This is a genomic window from Ensifer sp. Root142, assembly GCF_001426785.1.
GTDB classification, from domain to species: Bacteria; Pseudomonadota; Alphaproteobacteria; order Rhizobiales; family Rhizobiaceae; genus Ensifer; species Ensifer canadensis.
The window spans coordinates 306,068-328,460 of the sequence record NZ_LMFK01000023.1 but is presented as its reverse complement, the minus strand read 5'-3'; the positions used below and the strand labels follow the sequence as shown (position 1 = coordinate 328,460).

The following is a 22,393-nucleotide window of genomic DNA, read 5'->3' as shown; positions in this document are numbered from 1 at the left end:
TGCGCTGGACTCCTGCCAGCTATAGGTTGCATGATCGCGTGACTTGAAGCAGCAGGGGACACCGTACAAATGCTCAAGAATGCTTGACCTCAAGACAGTCCTGGTCGTCAATCTGGCGACTGCCAGCCTGCAGGCGATCGTCTGGATCTTCGTCTGGTTGGCATGGCGTCATCTCTACGAGCTCAAGTTCCTTGCTGCGGGGTTTACCGCCATTGCCATAGGGCTTCTCTTGATGATCTTGAGAGGCGAGCAGCCTGCCGCATGGTCGATCGTGTTGCACAACACTGTAATAAAACTCGGTCTGGTCCTGCTCGCCGAAGGACTGGCGCGCTTCCTTGGCCAACCCCGCTACACCTGGATCGGTATTTCGCTGCTCATTTTTCAGATTGTGGCCTGGAGCATCGCCCTCGCCGTCGATCCGGGCAACATTGCCATCCGCATCCACTCATCGACCCTCTTCACGATCATCATGATGTCATTGATGTCCGTGGCGCTCCTGCATGACCGGACACAGCCTTGGCTTTTGCGATGGATTACCATTGCGGTATTGGCCGAATATATCGCAGCCAGTATAATTCACAGCGCGATCGAGTACTGGAACCCGGCCGTCGCCCAAGACATCACGGTCCTCGACAATCGCAACGCCTGGTACCTGTTGCAGGGCGTTCTGTTTCTGATCGCTCTGTTTGCCTGCCTCCTCTTCATGGTCAGTTCGCGACTATCAGAGGCCCTACGCGAGAAAAACGACGCTTTGTTACGGGAAGTGGTGGAACGCAGGAGCCTTGAAAACCAATTGAATACCAGCCTTGAAACCGAACGCGCGCTTCGTGAGGAGCAGGCGGACTTCATGCGCATTGTTAGTCACGAGTTTCGCACTCCCTTGGCGGTCATCCGTAATGCGGCCGACATGATCGGTCTGGTCGGTGACAGATCGCGTGAAGCAACAAAGGAACGGCTTACCGGGATCGGCGAGGCGCTAGACCGGCTGTTCTCCCTTATTGATCGCTTCATGACGAACGACCGAGACAATGGCTTTCGACCGCAATCGATGCAGATCGGATCTCTGATGACCGACGTGCAGTTCCATTTCGAAATGACCGGGCGCGGGGAACGATTGCATTTCAAAACGTACGGGGAATCAACTTCGGTTTTCGTCGATCCCGATATGCTGGCAACCGTCGTCATCAATCTCATCGACAACGCCTTCAAATATTCGCCCGAGAACCAGTCCATTCATATTGATACCCTGTCGGCAAGTGGCTTCGTCGTTATCCAAGTGTGTGATCGCGGTATCGGTATACCGAAAGCTGAGGCACACAAAATTGGTCGCCGCTTCTTCCGAGCCTCCAACGCCAAGGCCGGAAGCGGGACCGGGCTTGGCCTTTACTCTTCCCGTAAGCTTCTGGCCTATCATAGCGGCACATTGGAGCTGCTACCCCGTGAAGGAGGGGGAACGGCGGCTGTGGCGCGTGTGCCTATCTTGAGCGGAACGACAGAGCCCGCCCTGCAAGAGGAGATAATGGGTTGACCCGCATTTTGATCGTCGAGGACGAACAGCGACTGCGCAGGGATCTGGTTGATTTTCTGGGATTGTGCGGTTTCACGGCCGAAGGAACTGCGACAGCAGAAGGTTTGCGGCAGACACTGGCAAATGATGAGCCGCCCGATGTCATCATCCTCGATGTCGGGTTGCCTGATGGCAATGGTTTCGACCTGGCCAGCGAAATCCGTGAGGCCGGTCGCTGCGGCATCATCATGCTTACAGCTCTTGGCGACGGTGACGACCGCATTCGCGGCTTTGAAAGTGGAGCCGACATTTATCTCGTCAAGCACAGCACCTTGCGGGAGATCGAAGCAGCGATCCGTAGCCTACTGCGGCGAACAGGTGATCAAGGTGATTTAGCGGACGGCGGGGCAGGCAAATGGGCGTTGGACAGCAGAAATTGGACTCTCACTGCGCCCAACCAACGCTCGCTCAAGCTAACGGCAACCGAGTTCGCGCTCGTCAATACGCTTTGCAAACATGACGGTGGCATCTGCAGACGCGAGGAACTGGCGGAGACCCTTGCCCGCCCCAGAACCCATTTTGATAACCGGCATCTGGATGCAGTCGTCAGCCGCCTTCGCCGTAAGATAGGGGAGCAGACCAACCTGCATGTGCCGATAAAAGTGGTCTATGGGGTGGGCTATACGTTCACAGCCCCGACCGTTGTGCAATGAAGATTCTACAAGATTTTGGCCCCATCTGCGGCCCGCATGTTCGCCGAGGCCGCGTCTGGCCTCTCCGCGCCTTGAGGTCGCTGTCGATCGGTGAGGAGGCCAATTGGTAGGAAATGATGTCGACAATGCAATTTGGCGGTCACGCCCTCGAAGTGAGACGTTCCAACCTTTAGTTCGCAACGGCGAGCCTCCTTCATGAGGCGAAGTTGCCGTGGGTCACGGTCGAGCTGCGGACATCCATAGAACATCCCTATTAATTCAGTGATTTAGCGAAAGTTTTGGTGCTCGAAGCATAGACTACGCCTTCACAAGGAACGTCCACCAGGCGGCGTGAGCGGACGACGCTTCGAGGTATTATTGCATCTTTTCGGCTTTTCCGGGCGGTCAACAGGGTGCGCAGCGCGACCGCGAGTATACATTATGCGGCGATCACTCGATCTCGTTTTGGCCACGGGTTATCTCAGTCGCTTGTTGAGCAACGCCTGGGTTGTGCGGTAGACCTCAATGTAAGCAATTACCTACATATAGCATGAGAGAAAGAAAAAACCAAGCCGAGGATACGCCGGAGCCGGTTTACGCTGGCCCTCGATACCGTCGTACAGGGTTAGCAATCCAGCCGCCACATGTGCGATCCCAGGCCGTCCAAAATAGAACAAGACGGGCATAATGCTCGTCTGCCCATGATACCGGCGGCCGCGCTGGGGAGAAGCGATCACCCGAGCGTATGGTCAAGAATGATTGCCGACGTGGCCGGCCCCATGCATTATGCACAGTCTTCGAACCCCGCAGGACGATCCACGCGACACCGTTTCTAACCCATGTTCCCCTCCCGCCTCCTTTCTGTTATGACCATATTTGCATAAATGGTCACAACTCGTAGGAGATGACGTTGAAGAACATCGACCTCATGTACCAGACGATGCTTGCTGAGCTGGCGCAGAGGACTATGGACGCGGCATGGACAGCAGACTTCCCGCCCGAGGGCCGTTTCATCACATCAGAGGTCAAGGGCAAGCGCTACTGGTATTTCGACATGCCGGATGGCTCGGGCGGCAAGAAGCGCCGCTACGTCGGTCCTGCTGACGATGAAGAGATCGCGCAGCGCGTCGAGGACTTCAAACGTGACAAGGACAGTCTGCGGGATCGCAGGCGCATCGTGGCCTCGCTGACCCGGCAAGGAGGCATGATCGCGCCCGACCCCATGTCCGGCGATATCGTCGAGGCGCTCGCAGCCGGAGGCCTGTTTCGGCTCCGCGGCGTCCTCATCGGCACGGTGGCCTTCCAGACCTACAGCGGCATCCTCGGCGTGCGCCTGCCCATGGCGACGATCGTAACTGGCGATGCAGACATCGCTCAAGACTACGCCGTCAGCCGGGAGGTCGAAGACTCCCTCCCCCCGATCCTCGATCTCCTGCGCTCGGTCGATCCCACCTTCCGGCCTGTCCCGCATCGATCGGGATCGGCAGCGTCGAGTGCGTTCCAAACCAAGCGCGGCTACAGGGTGGAGTTCCTGACCTCCAACCGCGGCTCCGACGACTATAGCGATCAGCCGTCAACGATGCCCGCTCTCGGCGGTGCCAGCGCAGACCCGCTGCGCTACTTGGACTTCCTCATCCGAGATCCGATGAGAACGGTGCTGCTGCACAAGAGCGGTATCCCGGTTAATGTTCCGGAGCCGTCTCGGTACGCTGTTCACAAGCTTATCATTGCGACCAAGCGCCGAACGGACGGCCACTTCGTTCTGAAGCGCGACAAAGACCTTAAACAGGCCGAACTCCTCTTTGAAGCTCTCTACGAGACGCGGCGGGCATCCGACTTTGCACTTGCATATGAAGAAGCCGAAGAGCGCGGACCTGCATGGCGCGAGGCTCTGCAGGAGGGTACGGACTTGTTGACGGAGCAAGGCCGAAAGATGCTCTTCCAAGTTCTGCGGCGGGGTAATCAGGAGATCGGCAAGGTACGCCCCGAAGATCGGCAGTGAGGAAGTAGAGGGCGTGTCGTCGCAGGTAATAGGGACTGTCCGTGAGACAACAAGACGAAGTTAAAGACCGGACCCATTATGGAGCATGTTTTTTTTCTAAAACTACCACGCGAATGTCGGGTGGCTTGTCGCTTCTGGACTAGAGTTTGGCAATCCGCCTCGCGAAAACACGTCGCCAGCATGACCAAGGAGTTGGGTGCAACGTACCCAACATAACCGGCAAAAAACTCCGGCCAATATCGAAGAATTCTTCAAGTAAAAAAACAGTTGATGCGCGGCGATGGCATGCGGCATACCCGCAGGTTAGAGACGATCCCCGGTCAAGCAGCCACGCGGAAAACGGCGCCAATTCTTGTGTTGCCATGCGCCGATACAGCCATAATCGCCGCTGCCGTCTTCCGGCTCAGTTTGCCTGAGTGACCTTCAGTTTCGCCTGTTCGAGAACCCAGTACTCCATGGCGAACAACTCGGCCTCTCCAATTGGCGTGAATCGGCCATACGACTCAGCAGCATTGATCGCACGTGTCGCCTGCTCGCAAAGATCTCCGCCGATTTTGGCGGCCTTTACGTTGGTGCCGATGTTAAACATGCCCTCTCCACGCACGACCACGACACGCGGATAGGGATCGAGCATGGTTTTCGGCTCTGCTGAGTGCGCGGCGTGGCGATTGAAGTAAGCGCGGTAGCGCTCCTTGTAACTCTCCAGCGCCTGTTCGATTTCGAGATCACGCGCACCTGCGTCAATGAACATCGGCCAAGGCTTGATGCGAATGACGTGATCGGGCGTTACGGTGCCGCGAAGGGCAATCTCTTCGACATTGCTCTTGCGCACGTGCTGACGTATTGCCTCCGTTGAGCGATAATCCAGCGAAACGCCGGGGGCAAAGGGGGACCGTTCGCCAGTCAGCACTGAGGTGAGACGTGTTTGCAGAGCGGCGTCGGGACTCCGGTCGCTCTGTTGCGGACCGGTCAGTTTAATCCCTTTGCTCGCCAGTTCCTCCTCGGCCAATGTTACAAACTCGATCATCAATTCGTACGACGCCCGCGCCGTGCCGGCGAAAGTGAACAGGCCATGATTTTCCAGCCAGAGGCCCTCGCAATCGCGGTGGGCATCAAAGATGCGAGCTCCGTCAATTGATAGGTCAAAACCTGGCATCACATACGGCACGAAGGCTACGCGGCCGCTGTAGAGACGTTCGACGGTATCGCGCATGCCAGGTTGATCCGCTAGCGCCAGGATCGCGGTTGCATGCGTGTGGTCGACGAATTCGTGGGGGATGAAGGCATGCAAAAGCGCCTCGACCGAAGGATTGGGCGCGCTGGCATCCAGCAGATTGGCGCGCAGCAAGGCGACCATATCGGGATCGGAGAGCCTCAGCCCGTCGCGCGCCGCCAGAAGCTCCGGCAATCGCACCGCTGGCAGGCCAGGCGCCTCGATGGTGTCGAGATCCCAACCGCTGCCCTTGATATGCATGAGCGCGCAGCCGTCCTCGCCCGTCACTTTGACCGATGTATTGCCGCCGCCGTGCAGCACAAGGTCCGGATCGCCACCGATGATGCGCGAGGTATAGATGCGTAGCCCCAACGCTTCGCTATGGCCAGCGGACCGGGCGGCCTCCACGTAACGGTTGGCGTCGATGTCGTCCCAGCGGCTTTTCATGATGGGTTTCCATTTTTCATCAAGTGAGAACGGGCGGCCATTCGCAGGCCACCCGGCCTGGTGTTTTCAAGATCAGAAGTCGAAATTGCCGATATTATCCTTGGTGAAGACGGTACGCTCGGGTAGCAGCACGATACCGTTGCCTTCGGCCTCGTAGTCGTAGCCTTGAACCTTGTTGGCCGAGACTTCGACCGTGCCGACGCCTGGGACTTCCAGCTTGTCACCGACCTTCATGGGACCGTTCTTCAAGACGTGGTCCGCGACGAAGACCGAGATCTTGCCTTGCTGGGTCACATCCCAGAGACCGAACCGCTTGATCGTGCCCCGCTCGATGTAGGGCCGCATGACGTTCGGTGTCGAAAACCCGACGATCGTGACGCCATCTGCCCGCTTCAGGTTTTCAGCGGCCTGGGCTGCGGCCGGCAAGGCGTTGGCGTCGGGCGCGATGATCGCGTCGAGATCGGGGTAAGTCTGCAGGATGCTTTCTGCCGTCTGCAGCGACTTCTGCGCATCGTTGTAGCCATATTGCGTGGTTACGATCTCCCAGCCGGGATGCTCCTTGGCGATCTTCGCCTTGGCAGCTTCCGCCCAGGCGTTCTGGTCGGTGACGGTCGGGCTCGAATAGAAGAAGGCAACCTTCGCCTTCTCCTTCTTCACGCCCTCGCCGGCCATGTCGACAAGCAGACCTCCGAGTTGTTCTGGCGTGCCCTGATTGATGTAGTAGCTCCGGCAATCCGGATTGACGTCGCTATCCCAGGTCATCACCAGCACACCGCGCTCCATCGCACGCTTCAGGGCCGGGCAAAGTCCATCCGGCGAAACGGACGAAACGATGATGGCGTTGTAGCCCTGGTTCACATAGTTGTTGATGAACTGCACTTGGCCGGAGACGCTTGGCTCGGTCGGACCGTCGTAGGTGACCTTGGCGCCAACCTCTTCGCCGGCCTTTACCGCTCCGGCCCCACCGCTAGTAAAGAAGCCGACACCGACTAGCTTGGGGATGAAGGCGATCTGGGATTCGGCCTGCGCCGTGCCTGATGCAAGCACGGTGCCGGCAAGAAGGCTGGCCGCAAGGGCGGCGGTTTTGACGATTGTGTTGTTCATTTTCTTTCTCCTCCTGAGGTGACAGCCGCCCGGCTCTTCTGTTGCCGGGCAACGGCGACGAAATCGGAAAGCAAAGCGCTTCCGTGGCGCAGTGCGACCGCTATAACCAGCAACCCTCCCGAAAGTGCGCTGGAAATCTGGCTTGAAACACCGCTCGCCTGCAGGCCCTGCTGCAGGTAGCCGATGACGAATGTGGCAATCAGCGTGCCGAGAATGGACCCCTGCCCGCCGTAGATCGACGCACCACCAAGCACGGCCGCCGTGACGGCTGGAAGCAGTGTCGCGGCTCCGAGATCGACGCGCGCAGAGCCGAAATAGGCGGACATCACCAGCCCCGCCACCGCGGCGCAAAGTCCGGTGACGACGTAGGTGACGGTCTGGATGGTGGCCACGGGAATGCCGGCGAAACGAGCCGCACTCTCCGATTGGCCAACAAGAAAGACGGCACGGCCGAAGCGCGTGAAATGCAGGAGCACTACGAGCACGAATGCAAGCCCGAGAAATACGGCAAGGGTCGCGGGCAGCCCGAACAGTTGTGCGTAGCCGAACCCATTGAAGGCTTCCGGGAAGTTGCCGATCCCCTCGTAACCGCCGGCCCCGACAAAGCCCGAAGCGACGGTCGCGGTTCCCTGAAACAGATAGAGGCTGCCGAGGGTGACAACGAGAGGCTGGATCTTCGACAGGTGAATAACGCTGGCGTTGAACAGGCCGCAAACCGCGCCGGTCGCAAGCGATATCAGGATCGATAGCGGCAGCGGTACGGCGTAGAAAGTCGCGACTCCGAACACAATTGCTGCAAGGCCGATGGCCGATGCGAAGGAGACGTCGATGCCGCCGGCGATGATCACCAAAGTCAACGGCAAGGCGACGATGCCGATCTGGACGAAATCCGAGGTGCCGTAGATCAGGTTCGCGGGATTGAGAAAGCGCGGATTGATGATGCCGAAGATTGCAAGCTCCGCCACCAGCATGGCGAGCAACGCGGTCTCCCAGCGGAAGATCAACTTTTTCATCGGCTCGTCTCCGCAATCCTGGATGTTGTAGACTTAGTATCGTGGGCGGGCGCACGATCGTGGATGGCGTAGCGGCGCGCACGAATGCGCCGATCGATAAGTTGACGAATGCGGCCATCGAGAAGGAGTACCGAGAGCAGGAGCGCACCGGCGATGAAGTCGTTCCAGTAGGCGGGAATTTTCAGGAAGACGAGTGCGCTGTCGATCGAGGTGATGAAGATCACGGCGGCGACAACGCCTGCGACCGATCCGGTGCCACCGAGAAGGCTGACACCGCCGAGAACGTTGACCGCGATCGCCTTGAGTTCGATGCCGTTGCCCGCCTGGTTCGGAATGAAGCCGATCTGGGCGGCAAAGACGACGCCTGCCAGAGCGGCGCAAGATCCGGCCGCGACGAAGGCGGCAAATTGGACGCGCCGCACCGGCACGCCGAGGTGGTGCGCTGCCGCCTTGTTGTCGCCGACCGCATAGAAGAAGCGGCCGAAACGCGTCTTGCGCACGAAAATCCAGAGCGTGACGATTAGCAGAACGACGACGACTGTCAGCGCTGAGAAACCGAAGCCGAGATTGGTGGAAAGCGCCTTCAGATCCTGCGGCAGGTCCTCGATCCAGCGTCCACCGGTCATGACCAGCATGACGCCGCGATAAAGACCAAGCGTACCAAGGGTGGCGACGATCGACGGTATGCCGAGATAGGCGACCATCAGCCCGTTGAACGCACCTGCCAGCGCGCCGGTGAGCAGACAAAGGGCGATCGAGAGCGGCAGGCAGAGACCCGCATTCAACGTGAGGCCAAGCACTGCGGCACTCAGACCGAGCACCGAGCCGCTCGACACATCGATGTTGCGCGTCAGGATAACGACCATGGTGCCAAGCGAGATCAGCATCAAAACCAGGCTGCTCGACAGCACGGTCGAGACCGTTGCTCCGGAGAGATAGCCCGGCGCCGCTGCGCCGATTGCGGCGTAGGCAAGGGTCAGGATGAAGATGAGCGTGACAACGCGGTTCCGGGCGAAGAGATCAAGCATGGTGAGCCTCCGAGGCGCCGAAGGCCAGTCTGGCGATTGCATCCACGCTGATCGCGTCCGAGAGTTCGCCGCCGTGTCGGCCAAAGGCCATGACCTGAACGCGATCGGCCAATTGCTCGATCTCGTCGAAATCGGAGGATATGAGGACGATGGCGACGCCGTCGCCGGCAAGCGTGCGGATCAGTCCGTAGATGTCATTGCGGGCGGCAACGTCCACCCCGCGCGTCGGTTCGTCGAGGATCAACACCTTCGGCTTCGCCGATAGGCATTTTGCCATGAGAACCTTCTGCTGGTTGCCCCCGGAAAGGCCACGCGCTGCCTGGCCGGCGCCGGTGCATTTTATGCCCATGCTGTCGCGAAAGCCGTCGAAGATCCGGCGTTCAATTCCCGGCCGCAGGAAAAACGGCAGGCGATGGATAAGATACGACGAGACATTCCAGTAGAGCGGCGCTTCGAGGAAAAGGCCGTTCTGCTGGCGGTCTTCCGGCAGATAGACGAGGCCGTGATTGATGCACGACCGTGGCTGCCGGTTCTTCAGCTCCTTGCCTTCAAGATGCACGCTCCCGGCGCTTTGTCTGCGCAGGCCGAAAAGTGTCTCGGCAAACTCCGTGCGCCCGGCACCGACGACACCGGCAAGACCGAGGATCTCCCCTGCCCTGGCATCTAGGTCGATGTCGCGAAAGCCCTCTCCCGACAGCCCGCGCACCGTGAGCCTCGGCTGACCGATCTGCGCAACCTTGCGCCCGAGCTTGGCGGGTCCGTTGCCGGCTGCAAGCGGTACACGGCTCATTGCCTCCACGATCTCGGCGTCCGTATGGTCGTGGAGCGGCCCCGAGAGCACGATGACACCGTCCCTAAGCACGCTGATCGCGCTGCAGATTTCCCGGATTTCACGCAGCTTGTGGGAAATGAAGAAAATGCCGACGCCCTGCCCCTGCAGTTTTCGCACACGTTCGAAAAGTGCGCTCGACTCGAAGGGTGTCAGAGCCGAGGTTGGCTCGTCGAGGATGAGGACGCGCGCGTCCCGCACCAGGCCACGCAGAATTTCGACGATCTGCCGTTCGGCGATCTCGAGCGATGCTGCCTGCGCATCGAGATCCACCGCAACGGCAAGCTCGGCAACAAGCGCCTCGACGCGAGGCCGCAGCGAGCGTGGTGACAGCGTCAAGCCCAGACAGATATTTTCCAAAACCGTCTGGTTTGGCAGGATATGCGCTTCCTGCGGCACCAGATAGAGACCGAGGTCTTGGGCGAGAGCCGGCGAGGCATGCATCAACGTCCGGCCGTTGATTTCGATGCGGCCGGAGTTGGCCGGAATAACTCCGGACATAATCTTCATCAGACTGGATTTGCCTGCGCCATTGCCTCCGAGAAGCGCGTGCACTTCTCCGGCTTCGAGCGCCAGCGAGACGCCCTTTAAGACCGGCACCGCACCATAGGATTTCCAGATGTCCTCTAGAAGGGCGACCTTCCCGGCCGCTTGTTCCTTCACCATTCCCCACCTGTTCAAATGTATTCGGTTACCATCATGTGATCATAACGCCCTACCACCGTCAATATGGTCATCCGTGTCGAACGGAGATGGAAATGACTACATGAGGACCAGACGCGCAAATAATCGCGCAATATCAGTCGGTTGCCGATCAATAAATTATTTCGGCGCTCAACACCGTTGACGTATCAAATGTTTTTGCAATATTCAAATGATCACAACAACCCAAAGGAATGGGCCGCATGGCTTCGGACAATGGCGAGTGGAGTTACGCGGATGCGGACGAGGAGACCCTCACCCGCATTGCCTGGTACTACTACAATGACGGCTTGACTCAGAACGAGATCGGCGAACGGCTGAACATGTCGCGCATCAAGGTGTCGCGTCTTCTGGAAAGCGGTCGGCGTTCGGGCATTATCCAGGTGCGCATCAATTCGCGCTATCAGGGATGTCTGGCACTCGAACGTCAGATCAAGGAGCGCTACGGATTGCTGGAGGCCTATGTCGTGCCGCAACTGCCCGATCAGGATCCGAGCGACCGTCTGGGCCAGGCGGCCGCCCAGTTCCTCATGCAGCGCCTGCAGCATGGCGACCTCCTGGCGGTTGGCTGGGGCGCCACCGTCAGCAACACGATTCAGCGGCTCGGCCATCTCGCCAATGAACGCGATATCGGCCTCGTCAGCCTCACCGGCGGCGTCGGAACCTATGTAGACGGTATGCGCACCGCCAATTGGGGAAGCAGCGTCCATCTCGTCCCCGCCCCTCTTGTCGTCAGAGACCCGCAGGTTGCAAGCAACCTCTCCTCTGAACCGGCAGTCGCCAACCTGCTCGACATGGCGCTCAACGCATCCTTTCAGCTCGTTGGTATCGGCGAGCTTTCGCCTGCCTCGACGGTCGTGCGCTCCGGTTATGTCACCCCTGATGAAGTGGAGCCGCTGCGCCGCAAGGGCGCAGTCGGAGACATCCTTTGTCAGTTCTACAATGAACAGGGCGAGGTGCTCGATCTGCCGCTGCACGATCGCGTGATCGGGGTGAAGCTCGCGACCCTGTCGCGCGCCGAAAAGGTCGTGGCCGCGGCAGGCGGCCTGCAAAAGGTACAAGCCATCCATTCTGCATTGCGGGGAAAATTCGTCGGTATCCTCATCACCGATGAAACCACCGCAGCCGGCCTGCTCGAGATCAAGGACTGAGCATCACGATGAACGCAAGATATCTCCTGGCCGTCGACGCTGGCACGGGCAGCGGCCGCGCCGTCATCTTCGACCACGACGGCAACCAGATCGCCAGCGCCCAGCATGAGTGGTGGCACAAGACTGATCCGCGCTTTGCCGGCTCGATGGATTTCGATGTTACGGGCAACTGGACACTTTTGGCGCGGGCGATCCGCCGCGTCATTGCTGATGCGGGGATCCCGGCAGCCGATATTGCGGCCGTCAGTGCCACCAGCATGCGCGAAGCCATTGTCGCCTATGATCGCGACGGTCGCGAAATCTGGGCTTGCGCGAATGTCGACAGCCGCGCCAACAACGAGGTTCGCGACCTGAAGCAGGACTTTCCGCAGCTTGAGGCGGAACTCTATGCCCAATCCGGCCAAACCTTTGCGCTGGGCGCCCTGCCCCGTCTACTCTGGCTGAAGCGCAACCTTCCCGACGTCTACGATCGTGTTCATCGCGTCAGCATGCTTTCGGACTGGGTGCTCGCCCGGCTTTCAGGCGTGATCGCGAGCGATCCCTCGAACGCTGGCACGACCGGTCTTTATAGCTTGGCGGCGCGCAACTGGCTTCCGGATGCCATGTCCAAGGTCGGTATGCGTGACGATATCTTCCCGCCGAGTGCCGAGCCGGGCACTGTGATCGGCCGCGTTACTTCGCAGGCATCGCAAGAAACCGGTCTTGCCGCCGGCACGCCGGTCGTCATGGGTGGCGGTGACTGCCAGATCGGCGCCGCCGGTCTCGGGATCGTCAACGAAGGTGACTGCGCGGTGCTTGGTGGCACCTTCTGGCAGCAGGTGGTCAATGTGGCGCCGTCTGTTACGGATCCGTCGATGGATTTGCGTATCAACCCCCACGTCGTCACGGGTCTCAACCAGGCCGAGGCAATCAGCTTCTTCGTCGGCATCGTGATGCGGTGGTTCCGCGACAGCTTCGGCGCTGAGGAAATCATAACCGTCGGCCCCGGCGGCGACGCCTATCGCTTGCTGGAGCAGAAGGCGGCCCTTGTTCCTCCAGGTGCGTACGGCATCATCCCGGTGTTCTCGGACGTGATGCACTATGGAAAATGGTATCACGCGGCCCCGTCACTGCTGAACCTCTCCATCGATCCGGAAAAATCCGGCAAGGCGGCAATCTTTCGCGCTCTGCAGGAAAACGCCGCCATTGTTGCGGCCCGCAACCTTGCCGCCATTTTCAAACTTTCCGGCAAAATACCTGACAAGATCGTCTTTGCGGCCGGCGCCTCCAAGTCCGCCCATTGGTCACAAATCCTCTCCGATGCAACCGGCTTGCCGGTGGTAACACCCGTCGTCAAGGAGGCGACTGCTCTCGGCTGTGCCGCGTCGGCGGCAATCGGCGTTGGATTCCACCGCAATTTCGTCGAGGCCGCCGAAAGCTGGGTTCGTTGGGACCGACACTTCGAACCCAATCTCGAACACAAGGCGATCTACGACAATGCCGGCGAGCGTTGGGCCCGAGCCTACGCTCTTCAACGTCAACTGGTCGATGAAGGCGTCACCACCGCCATGTGGAAGGCTCCCGGTCTCTAAACCCTTTCTTCGCACGCACCAGCGTGCCGCTCTAACTTTACCAAGGAAAACGACATGCTCATTCAGATGGTCAGCATCAAGGTCCAGGAAGGCCATGCGGCCGAATTTCTCCAAGCCTTTCGCATCAACTACGAGGGCACACGCCGCGAGCCCGGCAATCTGCGCTTCGATGTTTTGCGCGATCCGCAGGACGAAAACACGTTCCTGATCTATGAAGTCTTTCAATCGGCCGAGGCTCTGGAGGACCATCGCAAGACTGAGCACTACAAAGAGTGCGTCCGCATGATTGACCCAATTCTTGCTGGTCCACGGACCAAGGTCTACTACAACGCCGAGATGGCAGACTTTCTTGAGAAGACGGCTTAGAATTTAGCTTCTGGAAAAACTGCGGCGATGCAAACTTCGCGCTTGGTCGAAATTGCGCCCACGCTGCAGCCGTGTGAATTTTTCCGTCCCAGGCGAAGAGGCCGGTGTCTCAAACTTAGGTGGAGCCACACCGGCCTGCTCTCATCCTGAGTGCAACCCGAGCAGGGCACCGCTTTGATGCTCCCTCAGGGGAAGCCACCATCGCTGCAACCGCCGCGTTCCGTCGATACATTCTGCGATTTTGTTACGCGATTTTGTTGCGGCGACCACAAATGCGGTCGCCGCTTGCCGAGCGGGAACTCGGCATAGGACAGGTGGAGGGCTGCCCTATTCCCTGAGGGGTTTATGGAATTCCGACCGGTCGACCGTGATCCTTCATTGGACTAAAATAGAACCACGCTGCGGATGCTTTCACCCGAGTGCATCAGATCGAAGCCCTTGTTGATGTCTTCGAGCGGCATCGTGTGGGTGATCATAGGATCGATCTCGATCTTGCCYTCCATGTACCAGTCGACAATCTTCGGCACGTCGGTGCGGCCGCGGGCGCCGCCAAAGGCGGTGCCCATCCAGCTGCGRCCGGTGACGAGCTGGAACGGACGGGTGGAGATTTCCTGGCCAGCGCCGGCAACGCCGATGACCACCGACTTGCCCCAGCCRCGATGCGAGGCTTCGAGCGCCTGGCGCATCACCTTGGTGTTGCCGGTGCAATCGAAGGTATAATCGGCGCCGCCGATCTGGTCGGCCCCGCGCTTCGTCATGTTGACGAGGTAAGGCACGATGTCGTCGCCAACCTCCTTCGGATTGACGAAGTGGGTCATGCCAAAGCGTTCGCCCCAGGCCTTCTTGTCGTTGTTGAGATCGACGCCGATGATCATGTCGGCGCCGGCAAGCCGCAGGCCCTGGATGACATTGAGGCCGATGCCGCCGAGGCCGAAGACGATCGCGGTCGCGCCGATCTCGACYTTGGCCGTGTTGATCACCGCGCCGATGCCGGTGGTGACGCCGCAGCCGATATAGCAGATCTTGTCGAACGGCGCGTCGGGGTTGACCTTGGCCAGCGCNCGATGCGAGGCTTCGAGCGCCTGGCGCATCACCTTGGTGTTGCCGGTGCAATCGAAGGTATAATCGGCGCCGCCGATCTGGTCGGCCCCGCGCTTCGTCATGTTGACGAGGTAAGGCACGATGTCGTCGCCAACCTCCTTCGGATTGACGAAGTGGGTCATGCCGAAGCGTTCGCCCCAGGCCTTCCTGTCGTTGTTGAGGTCGACGCCGATGATCATGTCGGCGCCGGCAAGGCGCAAGCCCTGGATGACATTGAGGCCGATGCCGCCGAGGCCGAAGACGATCGCGGTCGCGCCGATCTCGACCTTGGCCGTGTTGATCACCGCGCCGATGCCGGTGGTGACGCCGCAGCCGATATAGCAGATCTTGTCGAACGGCGCGTCGGGGTTGACCTTGGCCAGCGCGATCTCCGGCAGCACGGTGTAATTGGCAAAGGTGGAGCAGCCCATATAGTGATGGATCTTGTCCTTGCCGATCGAAAAGCGCGAGGTGCCATCCGGCATCAGGCCCTGGCCCTGGGTCGAGCGGATCGCCGTGCACAGGTTGGTCTTGCGCGACAGRCACGACGGGCAGGTCCGGCATTCCGGCGTATAGAGCGGGATGACATGGTCGCCCTTCTTGACCGAGGTCACGCCCGGGCCGACATCAACGACGACGCCGGCACCCTCATGGCCGAGGATCGCCGGGAACAGACCTTCGGGGTCGGCGCCGGAAAGCGTGAAATCGTCGGTGTGGCAGATGCCGGTCGCCTTGACCTCGATCAGNCCGCCGATGCCCGCATGCCCAGGTCACGCCCGGGCCGACATCAACGACGACGCCGGCACCCTCATGGCCGAGGATCGCCGGGAACAGACCTTCGGGGTCGGCGCCGGAAAGCGTGAAATCGTCGGTGTGGCAGATGCCGGTCGCCTTGACCTCGATCAGMACCTCGCCGGCCCGCGGSCCTTCGAGCTGAACGGTCATCACTTCCAGCGGCTTGCCGGCCTGAACGGCGACGGCGGCGCGTACATCCATCTATTTTCTCCTTGAACTAACAATGATTTCGGGTGGCATCGACAGAACGGCCAATGTCGCCCGTTGGAATCGGCAATGAACTAACGAATAGTCTGTTGAACGCGATTGAGCTCTATCTCAAGAGCGGCAATGGCCCTGCCAGTCTGTTCGTGCAATTTCTTGACGAGAGCCAGCTGCTCTCGAAGGCTCTCGCTCGAAACGGTCTTCGTCTCATCATCCGGCGCGCGGCCCATGCCGGCGATCAGCCAGGCGGGCGTAACACCGAGCACGCCGGCGAGCATGAACAGGCGGGTGGTGCGCGGCTCCGCACGGTCGCGCTCCCAGGCGGCAACCGTTTCCACTCTGACGCCGAGCTGATCGGCAAGGTCCTTGGTCGAGAGGTTGGCCGCGTCGCGCGCGCGCCAGATGCGCCCGCCCAACGTATCTCCGTCGCCGGTGTCGCGCAGGCGAGCAATCATCGTTTCGGTGGACAAGCGCATGGATATCTCCTTTGCCACGGTCACGTTCAAAGGTCCCGGTTTCTGATCAGAGAAGTAAGAGCGCTTCTCCTCCGGGGCGGAAGATGAAATGAGCTTATAGGCATTCGGCCCGTCAGGGACCACCCCGCAGCGGCAAAAACACGGTCAAAAGCGGCTCCGACCATGAAACATGTCTTACCGTGTCGTACCCGTATGCGTTGAAAAGTGCTGCGAACGTTCTAAAGTGGCGCAGCCCAATCGGAACAAGCCCATGACCGCGTCTGCATCGACAGCAGCCAATCCCCAGAACACGGTAATGCAGGGCGTCGCCATCATGCTCTTTGCCATGATCATCCTGCCAGGCATGGATGTGATCGCCAAGTACATGGCTGTCGTCGAGGGCATGGCGCCGGCACAGGTGACGTTCTATCGATTCTTCTTCCAGCTTGTCGCCACGCTGCCCTTGCTCATTACCGTTGGTGGTCTGCGGGCGCTGCGCCCGAAAAGGCTCTGGCTCAACCTGCTGCGCGGCGTTCTTCTGGCGGCGGCGGCCTTGTTCTTCTTCATTTCGGTGAAATACATGCCGCTCGCCGATGTGTTCGCGATCTATTTCGTCGAGCCGTTCATCCTGACCTGCCTGTCCGCGCTGATCCTGCGCGAGAAGGTCGACTGGCGCCGCTGGCTGGCAATTGCCGTAGGTTTTGCCGGTGCAATGATCGTCATTCAGCCCAGCTTCGCCGTCTTCGGCGCAACATCGTTGCTGCCGGTCGCCTGTGCCTCGGTCTTTGCCTGTTATCTCCTGCTGAACCGGGCCGTCGGAACGGCCGACAGCCCGCTGACGATGCAGACGATTGCCGGTATCGGCGGAACGCTGTTCATGGTGGGGGTGATTGCGATCGGCGATCAAATGGGTGTCGCGGACTTCGAGCCGTCTCTGCCAAAGACCGCGCTCGGCTGGGCGCTCGTCGTCATCCTCGGCTCGCTTTCGGGCTATGGCCACCTCCTGGTGGTCAAGGCCTTCCAGGCGGCACCCGTTTCCCTGCTGGCGCCGTTTGCCTATTTCGAGATCGTCACCGCGACAGCGCTTGGCTATCTCATCTTCGGAGATTTTCCATCGGTCTCGAAATGGCTGGGGATTGCGATCATCGTCGTGTCAGGACTTTTCATGATCTGGCGCGAACGACGGGCCAGGGATCGCTTCATCGAAGCGCCCTGAAACATCCCTCTTCCTAATAGTCCCAAATTCAGGCTTGGTCGTTGCGGGTCGGGCCGAAGACCGTTTCGAAGGCTTCGCGCAGGCGCATGTCCACATCCGGCACCATCACCGGCAGGCCGAGATCGACGAGGCTGGTGACGCCGTAGCCGCGGATGCCGCAGGGCACGATGCCGCCGAAATGGTCGAGATCCGGATCGACGTTGAGCGAGAAACCGTGAAAGCTCACCCAGCGGCGCAGGCGAATGCCGATCGCCGCGATCTTGTCTTCAGCCGTAGACCCGTCCGGAAGTGACGGTTTCTCCGGACGGCGAACCCAGACGCCGACGCGATCCTCTCGGCGTTCGCCTTTGACGTTCATCGAACCAAGCGTCGAGATGACAACGCTTTCCAGCGCGGCGACGAACGCCCGCACGTCCTGTCGCCGACGCTTGAGATCCAGCATGACATAGACCACCCGCTGGCCAGGGCCGTGATAGGTGTATTCACCGCCGCGGCCGGTCGCAAACACTGGGAACCGATCGGGCATCACGAGGTCTGCCGCGTCGGCGCTGGTGCCTGCGGTATAGAGCGGCGGGTGTTCCACCAGCCAGACGAGCTCGTCGGCGGTGCCGGCGGCAATGGCGGCCGCTTCGCGCTCCATCGTTTCAACCGCCTGTGGATAATCGACGAGGTGATGGGCGATCCGCCAGCGAACCGGGGGTGATTCCGGGGGGGCGAACATGTCCTGGCTCAGATTTTCGCGCTGCATTTCCGTCTGCATTCCTGTTTTGATCCCCTGTACATGGGACGGCGCGCGACAAGAGTCCAGCGTTTGCAGGGCTTCGCGGGGAGGCTGTTGAAATAGTTTCTTTTCCCGTCAAATTTCTGTCGTCATGCCCTTGTGCACCCCAGAGGCTTTTGCTACATGCAGCCCCGCCGGAGCAATTCGGCACCTACCACGATGCGGTCGTGGCGGAATTGGTAGACGCGCAGCGTTGAGGTCGCTGTGGGGCAACCCGTGGAAGTTCGAGTCTTCTCGACCGCACCAAAGAAAACCTGCTTCGGCAGGTTTTTTTGTTTTTATCCCTATACTTAGCGCAACGGTGTCCCACGTCGGGACCATGCGTGGGACATCTGTTCGTTCCATTGCACCAAGCGCGAGTTTCCGGCTTCAATTCGTACGAATTACGCCACGGCGTCGTGTTCCTCGCGCGCAGCTTCCCAGACTTCCCGCGCTGCATCCAGGTTCATCAGTGCGATCCCCAGCCCAACAATTAAATCCGGCCAAGCCGACTGCCACAGGTAAGCCGTCGCCAGGCCCGCGCCGATGATGGCGACATTGGCAAAGGCGTCATTGCGGGCAGACAGGAATGCCGCCCGCGTGAGGCTGCCGCTTCCATGGCGGTACGCGGCGAGAAGGTATGCACAGAACAGGTTGATCAGGAGAGCGCCAAAGCCAGTCAGGGATAGTGCAAAGGGCTCAGGCGGGATTGGATCCATGAACTTCGCCCAAGCCGTCCATAAGAAGGCCAGCGCGGGGACCAGAAGAATGAATGCCATCGCCATACCGACACGTGCACGGCTCCGCGCTGTCCAGGTGAGCGCAAAGAAGATCAGGATGTTCACGGACGTGTCTTCGAGAAAGTCGACACTATCGGCCAAGAGGGAAACGGAGCCGATGGCAAGCGCAACGAAGAATTCAACCCCGAAGTAGCCTAGGTTCAATAAGGCGACGATGAGCACGACGCGGCGTAAATTGTTATCCACTAAGGGTTTCCTTCATCCACTAAGGGTTTCCTTCAGAGCTACCGAAATACACCATCGACAATTTTGACGCACTTGCCAGCAATAGATTGCTATCCTGAGCGTTAGGTTTCGAGATATGCACTGCTCATGGAAGCCTCTGCCAACGCAGCCAGCAATGCCGGCTGCGCACCGGTCGCCTTAGACGGAGGTGCTCTGATCACCGTCGTCCGGCTGATCGCGAACCGCTTGCTGGTGCGTCTGGCGCAACGCGAGATCGGTACCGGTGCGGAAGGTCAGATGGAGCGCTCCCTTCGACAGGCAAGGCGCATTTGGGTGAAGATGTGGAAGGCTTGATCGACGGCGAGCGGCCGCCGGAGCTTGCGGCAGCGGTTCGGCAGAAAATTGGCTGGTTGCGCCAACAGTGAGAAACGGCTTAGCCGACCGTCTATAGTCACCTTGTCTTGAGTACGTTCGCCTGCACCGGGTGCTCGATGCCCTTCAGCGAAAGCAGACGGGTCTCGGAGCCATCGATGAAGTCCGGCGCTTGGGCGGCCGTCTCCGCTGATACCAGGATCTCGCCGGCACCGGCCTGGGATTCGAGCCTTGCAGCCTGATTGACGGTGCCGCCGATTGCGGTGAAATCGCTGCGGAAGCTTGAGAATTCGCCAATCTCGACATCGCCGGTATGGATGCCGACACCAACGCCGAGCGTATGACCAAGGGTGCCTTCGAGGACCAGGTTCGAGCCGTCCAGGGCTGCGTGATGTCGCTGTATATCCATCGCCGCCTTGATCGCAGCACGAGCATGATCCTTTATCTCGATCGGGAAGTTGAAGATCGCCATCAGGCCGTCGCCCATCTGCTTGTTGACGATGCCGTCATGCGCCCAAACCGCCTGCGCGCAGCGATCCTGGAAAAGGCTGACAATTTCGCTCAGCTCAAGCGCTTCGATCCGCTCCGACAGATGCGTGAACCCCCGCATATCTGCAAACAGGATGGTAGCGCGGGTGGTTATGTGGCGTTGCTTCTTGACGTAACGGAAGGAGCGTTCGCAGATCGTGCAGATGTTTGGATTCATCTTGCTTCGGGTGATGCCGAATGCGCGGAAGGGAAGGGCAAGCGGGCCGCGGATCGGGATAGGTACGCGCATCTGATCCCAGCAGCCCCGGCATATGTTGGCGTTGCTGTGATGGGCAGGCTCGGGGGAAGAGGCAGTCGTCATGCCCTGCAATCTCGTCAGGCCGCAGAAACCTTTTGGTCGCGCGTTAATAAACTTCTAATATTCAGTTGCTTTTGGCAACTCGTGGTTTGGATCGGGCGACAATAAAGGCGCGGCGTATTCTGCTGCGCGTCTCACCCTGCAGTGTCAGCCGACTGCCGCCCGCCAGAACATCCGACTTCGCTGGTAACCCGAAAAGTGCGAGGGAGGGAATTGCGAGGGGGGAATAACGGAAGTCGCGGTTACGCTTGCGCTTTGCGATCCGCGCAAGGGGTGACCGGCGGAGATGCTTGGCGCGCGCTCCGCTCCTCGAAAGCTGGATTGTTCATTGTCCAGCTTCCCCAAGCTTTCGCCTATCGCGCTTCAACCGGTCTTCGAGCTTCTCTTTCGAGGATAGGCGCTCTTTGCGGCACCTTCGTTACTCGGCGAAAGCCCGAACCGGCAGCTGCTGTCATTTAACCGTGCCGTCGGGCGAAACTTGTTGTGTTTCGTCGCCGGTGCTTGAACCTGCGGTCGGCGCGGTATTCGTCGGTGCCGGTATCCGGCCCTGCTTGTTGTCGATGCTGCCGGTGTGCTCCGGTGATGGTTGCGGTTGGATCTGGTCGACTGCCGTGGTCCGTTCGCTATCGCTGTTTTCGCTCCAGATTTCGGTGCCTCCCCACACAAGCAGCGCCAGAAACAGGCCAGCACCGAGGATTGCCAGAACACGCACACCCAGCGGACCCTGACGGCTTTCGCGCGCCGTAAAGTCCTCCCGGTCGGGATCATGTGTTGCTGAGATAGGATCGCCTCGCTCATCCAGATATTTGCTCATCGGATGACCTCCGTTGTTGTCATCGTAAACAACGGGCATAGAACAACAATGTTCCGTCTTGAGGCAAATCGCCCGGTCATTGGCCAGGGATAAGAGAAGCCGGAACGCCAACGAATTGGCGGCCCGGCTTCATATGTCATTTCAGCATGAAACGTGATGTTCAGTTCGACCAGGTGTCGGCGACACTGCGACGCACGAGCTTGTAGCTGTGATCGGGTTGAACTTCGTAGGTTTCGTAGACCATGGTGCCCTGGTGCAAGAAGCGGTTCTGAATCATCGTACCCGGCGCCGCCTGCGTCTTTCGCATTGGACCTGTCTCGCCGTAGGTGAGGCTGCCCGGTAACGGCTCGAGGTTGGGGGGGGCGGTGTTGCATCCCGCCAGAGCGAGAAGGGCGAGGATTGCGACATGCGTCGGTCTCATAGGCTGATCCTTGATTGAAAACCTGTGTTTGACACTAGACATTTGGTCCTGGGACGAAAAGCTCGGGTTCGATTGATATACTGCAGTCTGCTCGATCTCCTCGGTGGACGGCGCTCGCCAGGTCAGTTTCGCGCCAACTCGCTTGTGGTTTCTCGAACTTCTTGACGGCGCGCTCCCGCTTCAGTCGCGACAGGCGCTGGATCAAGAAAATGCCGTCGAGCTGGTCGATCTCGTGCTGGAGACAGACCGCCATCAGGCCGTCAGCGTCTTCCTCGACAGGCGTACCGTCGAGTGTCTGGTACCGAACGCGCACCATCCCGGGGCGCTCGACGTCTTCGGAAATTCCCGGCATCGAAACGCTGCCTTCGGCATGTTTGACCATGTTGGTCGAGTGCGAGACGATCTCGGGATTGACGAAGATACGCACACCACTTTCGCGGTCGAGTTCGATCACTGTCAATCGCTGCAGGATGCCTATGTGCGGCGCGGTGATACCGATCCCCGGTGCCGCGCGCATCGTGTCGAGGAGGTCGTCCGCAAGCGCACGCAAGGCGGCGTCGAACTCTTCGACGGTCTTTGCTTCCCGGCTCAGCAACGAATCTGGAAAACGAAGGATGGGGTGGATCGCCATCTGAAGCTCCTCGGCTGCGGCCGCATAGTGCTATCCGATCGCCCCGTCGATGTCGACTGCGCGTGCGCACGAGCGTTTCCCATGTCTTTGCAACAGCTTGAATAAATCTGTTGCCGCAGTGGCGACGTCCGCGTCTGCGATGTGGACCTCGGCAAGGCTTTGCGCTAGCAGGGCTGTAAGGCCCAATTCTGAGAGGAAGATCTGGGCG

At 59.7% G+C, this 22,393-nt stretch carries 20 protein-coding genes, 1 tRNA gene and 2 pseudogenes; 9 read left to right on the top strand and 14 right to left on the bottom strand.

Going from position 1 to position 22,393, the window contains the following annotated elements; translation table 11 throughout:
* Positions 1 to 79: 79 nt before the first annotated feature.
* From ASD52_RS22640 to ASD52_RS22630, 3 genes are all read left to right on the top strand, one after another.
* A complete protein-coding gene (locus ASD52_RS22640) occupies positions 80 to 1,528 on the top strand; it encodes a HAMP domain-containing sensor histidine kinase (protein WP_057209603.1) in 1,449 nt (482 codons plus the stop codon).
* Positions 1,525 to 2,220 carry a response regulator transcription factor gene (locus ASD52_RS22635; protein WP_057209602.1) on the top strand — a complete coding sequence of 232 codons (696 nt, stop codon included), beginning with the start codon at positions 1,525 to 1,527 and terminating at the stop codon, positions 2,218 to 2,220. The genes ASD52_RS22640 and ASD52_RS22635 overlap by 4 nt, the downstream gene beginning before the upstream one ends.
* Before the next feature lie 889 nt (positions 2,221 to 3,109).
* Positions 3,110 to 4,201: a GSU2403 family nucleotidyltransferase fold protein gene (locus ASD52_RS22630; protein ID WP_057209599.1), complete on the top strand. Its 1,092-nt coding sequence runs from the start codon at positions 3,110 to 3,112 to the stop codon at positions 4,199 to 4,201.
* A 403-nt stretch (positions 4,202 to 4,604) separates the two neighbouring features.
* Here the strand turns inward: ASD52_RS22630 and ASD52_RS22625 are convergent, their stop codons facing one another.
* The 5 genes from ASD52_RS22625 to lsrA form a co-directional block, all read right to left on the bottom strand.
* Positions 4,605 to 5,861, bottom strand: a complete 1,257-nt coding sequence (locus tag ASD52_RS22625; protein WP_057209596.1) for a class II aldolase — start codon at positions 5,859 to 5,861, stop codon at positions 4,605 to 4,607.
* 72 nt (positions 5,862 to 5,933) lie between these two features.
* The gene (lsrB, locus tag ASD52_RS22620; protein ID WP_057209592.1) at positions 5,934 to 6,965 is read right to left on the bottom strand and encodes an autoinducer 2 ABC transporter substrate-binding protein LsrB; all 1,032 of its coding nucleotides are present in this window, start codon (positions 6,963 to 6,965) and stop codon (positions 5,934 to 5,936) included.
* A complete protein-coding gene (locus ASD52_RS22615) occupies positions 6,962 to 7,978 on the bottom strand; it encodes an autoinducer 2 import system permease LsrD (RefSeq protein ID WP_057225502.1) in 1,017 nt (338 codons plus the stop codon). Before ASD52_RS22615 ends, lsrB begins: the two co-directional genes overlap by 4 nt.
* Positions 7,975 to 9,006 carry an autoinducer 2 ABC transporter permease LsrC gene (gene lsrC, locus ASD52_RS22610; RefSeq protein WP_057209584.1) on the bottom strand — a complete coding sequence of 344 codons (1,032 nt, stop codon included), beginning with the start codon at positions 9,004 to 9,006 and terminating at the stop codon, positions 7,975 to 7,977. Before lsrC ends, ASD52_RS22615 begins: the two co-directional genes overlap by 4 nt.
* On the bottom strand, positions 8,999 to 10,501 hold the full coding sequence (lsrA, locus tag ASD52_RS22605; protein WP_057225500.1) for an autoinducer 2 ABC transporter ATP-binding protein LsrA: 1,503 nt from the start codon (positions 10,499 to 10,501) through the stop codon (positions 8,999 to 9,001). Before lsrA ends, lsrC begins: the two co-directional genes overlap by 8 nt.
* Before the next feature lie 239 nt (positions 10,502 to 10,740).
* Between lsrA and ASD52_RS22600 the strand changes: the two genes are divergently transcribed.
* From ASD52_RS22600 to ASD52_RS22590, 3 genes are read left to right on the top strand one after another with little or no spacing between them, the layout of a single operon-like run.
* The gene (locus tag ASD52_RS22600; RefSeq protein WP_057209575.1) at positions 10,741 to 11,688 is read left to right on the top strand and encodes a sugar-binding transcriptional regulator; all 948 of its coding nucleotides are present in this window, start codon (positions 10,741 to 10,743) and stop codon (positions 11,686 to 11,688) included.
* Between the two features lie 8 nt (positions 11,689 to 11,696).
* Entirely contained in the window at positions 11,697 to 13,259 is a 1,563-nt protein-coding gene (gene lsrK / locus ASD52_RS22595; RefSeq protein WP_057225498.1) for an autoinducer-2 kinase, read from the top strand.
* 54 nt (positions 13,260 to 13,313) lie between these two features.
* Positions 13,314 to 13,625, top strand: a complete 312-nt coding sequence (locus ASD52_RS22590; RefSeq protein WP_057209569.1) for an antibiotic biosynthesis monooxygenase — start codon at positions 13,314 to 13,316, stop codon at positions 13,623 to 13,625.
* Between the two features lie 383 nt (positions 13,626 to 14,008).
* Here ASD52_RS22590 and ASD52_RS22585 read toward each other — a convergent pair.
* The 3 genes and pseudogenes from ASD52_RS22585 to ASD52_RS22570 form a co-directional block, all read right to left on the bottom strand.
* Positions 14,009 to 14,686 (bottom strand): annotated as a pseudogene (locus ASD52_RS22585) (zinc-binding dehydrogenase); the annotation flags it as partial.
* Between the two features lie 766 nt (positions 14,687 to 15,452).
* The coding region (locus ASD52_RS37665) for an alcohol dehydrogenase catalytic domain-containing protein (RefSeq protein WP_156613011.1) at positions 15,453 to 15,701 on the bottom strand (249 nt) is incomplete at its 3' end.
* An 80-nt stretch (positions 15,702 to 15,781) separates the two neighbouring features.
* A complete protein-coding gene (locus ASD52_RS22570; protein ID WP_025426701.1) occupies positions 15,782 to 16,180 on the bottom strand; it encodes a helix-turn-helix domain-containing protein in 399 nt (132 codons plus the stop codon).
* Positions 16,181 to 16,430: 250 nt separating this feature from the next.
* Here ASD52_RS22570 and ASD52_RS22565 point away from each other — a divergent pair, with 250 nt between their 5' ends.
* Positions 16,431 to 17,375 carry a DMT family transporter gene (locus ASD52_RS22565; protein WP_082523756.1) on the top strand — a complete coding sequence of 315 codons (945 nt, stop codon included), beginning with the start codon at positions 16,431 to 16,433 and terminating at the stop codon, positions 17,373 to 17,375.
* A gap of 28 nt (positions 17,376 to 17,403) precedes the next feature.
* Here ASD52_RS22565 and lipB read toward each other — a convergent pair whose 3' ends face one another.
* Entirely contained in the window at positions 17,404 to 18,123 is a 720-nt protein-coding gene (gene lipB, locus ASD52_RS22560; RefSeq protein WP_038576894.1) for a lipoyl(octanoyl) transferase LipB, read from the bottom strand.
* 194 nt (positions 18,124 to 18,317) lie between these two features.
* Between lipB and ASD52_RS22555 the strand changes: the two genes are divergently transcribed.
* Positions 18,318 to 18,402: transfer RNA gene (locus ASD52_RS22555), tRNA-Leu, on the top strand.
* Positions 18,403 to 18,539: 137 nt separating this feature from the next.
* Here the strand turns inward: ASD52_RS22555 and ASD52_RS22550 are convergent.
* A complete protein-coding gene (locus tag ASD52_RS22550) occupies positions 18,540 to 19,097 on the bottom strand; it encodes a cation diffusion facilitator family transporter (protein ID WP_239637568.1) in 558 nt (185 codons plus the stop codon).
* A gap of 150 nt (positions 19,098 to 19,247) precedes the next feature.
* Between ASD52_RS22550 and ASD52_RS22545 the strand changes: the two genes are divergently transcribed.
* Positions 19,248 to 19,454 carry a hypothetical protein gene (locus ASD52_RS22545; protein WP_025426704.1) on the top strand — a complete coding sequence of 69 codons (207 nt, stop codon included), beginning with the start codon at positions 19,248 to 19,250 and terminating at the stop codon, positions 19,452 to 19,454.
* A gap of 97 nt (positions 19,455 to 19,551) precedes the next feature.
* Here ASD52_RS22545 and ASD52_RS22540 read toward each other — a convergent pair whose 3' ends face one another.
* The 4 genes and pseudogenes from ASD52_RS22540 to ASD52_RS22525 form a co-directional block, all read right to left on the bottom strand.
* Positions 19,552 to 20,322, bottom strand: coding sequence for an adenylate/guanylate cyclase domain-containing protein (locus ASD52_RS22540; protein ID WP_025426705.1), 771 nt, complete (start codon positions 20,320 to 20,322; stop codon positions 19,552 to 19,554).
* A gap of 448 nt (positions 20,323 to 20,770) precedes the next feature.
* On the bottom strand, positions 20,771 to 21,133 hold the full coding sequence (locus ASD52_RS22535; RefSeq protein ID WP_025426706.1) for a hypothetical protein: 363 nt from the start codon (positions 21,131 to 21,133) through the stop codon (positions 20,771 to 20,773).
* Between the two features lie 160 nt (positions 21,134 to 21,293).
* Positions 21,294 to 21,554: a hypothetical protein gene (locus tag ASD52_RS22530; protein WP_025426707.1), complete on the bottom strand. Its 261-nt coding sequence runs from the start codon at positions 21,552 to 21,554 to the stop codon at positions 21,294 to 21,296.
* Positions 21,555 to 21,702: 148 nt separating this feature from the next.
* Positions 21,703 to 22,185 (bottom strand): annotated as a pseudogene (locus tag ASD52_RS22525) (peptide deformylase); the annotation flags it as partial.
* Positions 22,186 to 22,393 lie beyond the last annotated feature (208 nt).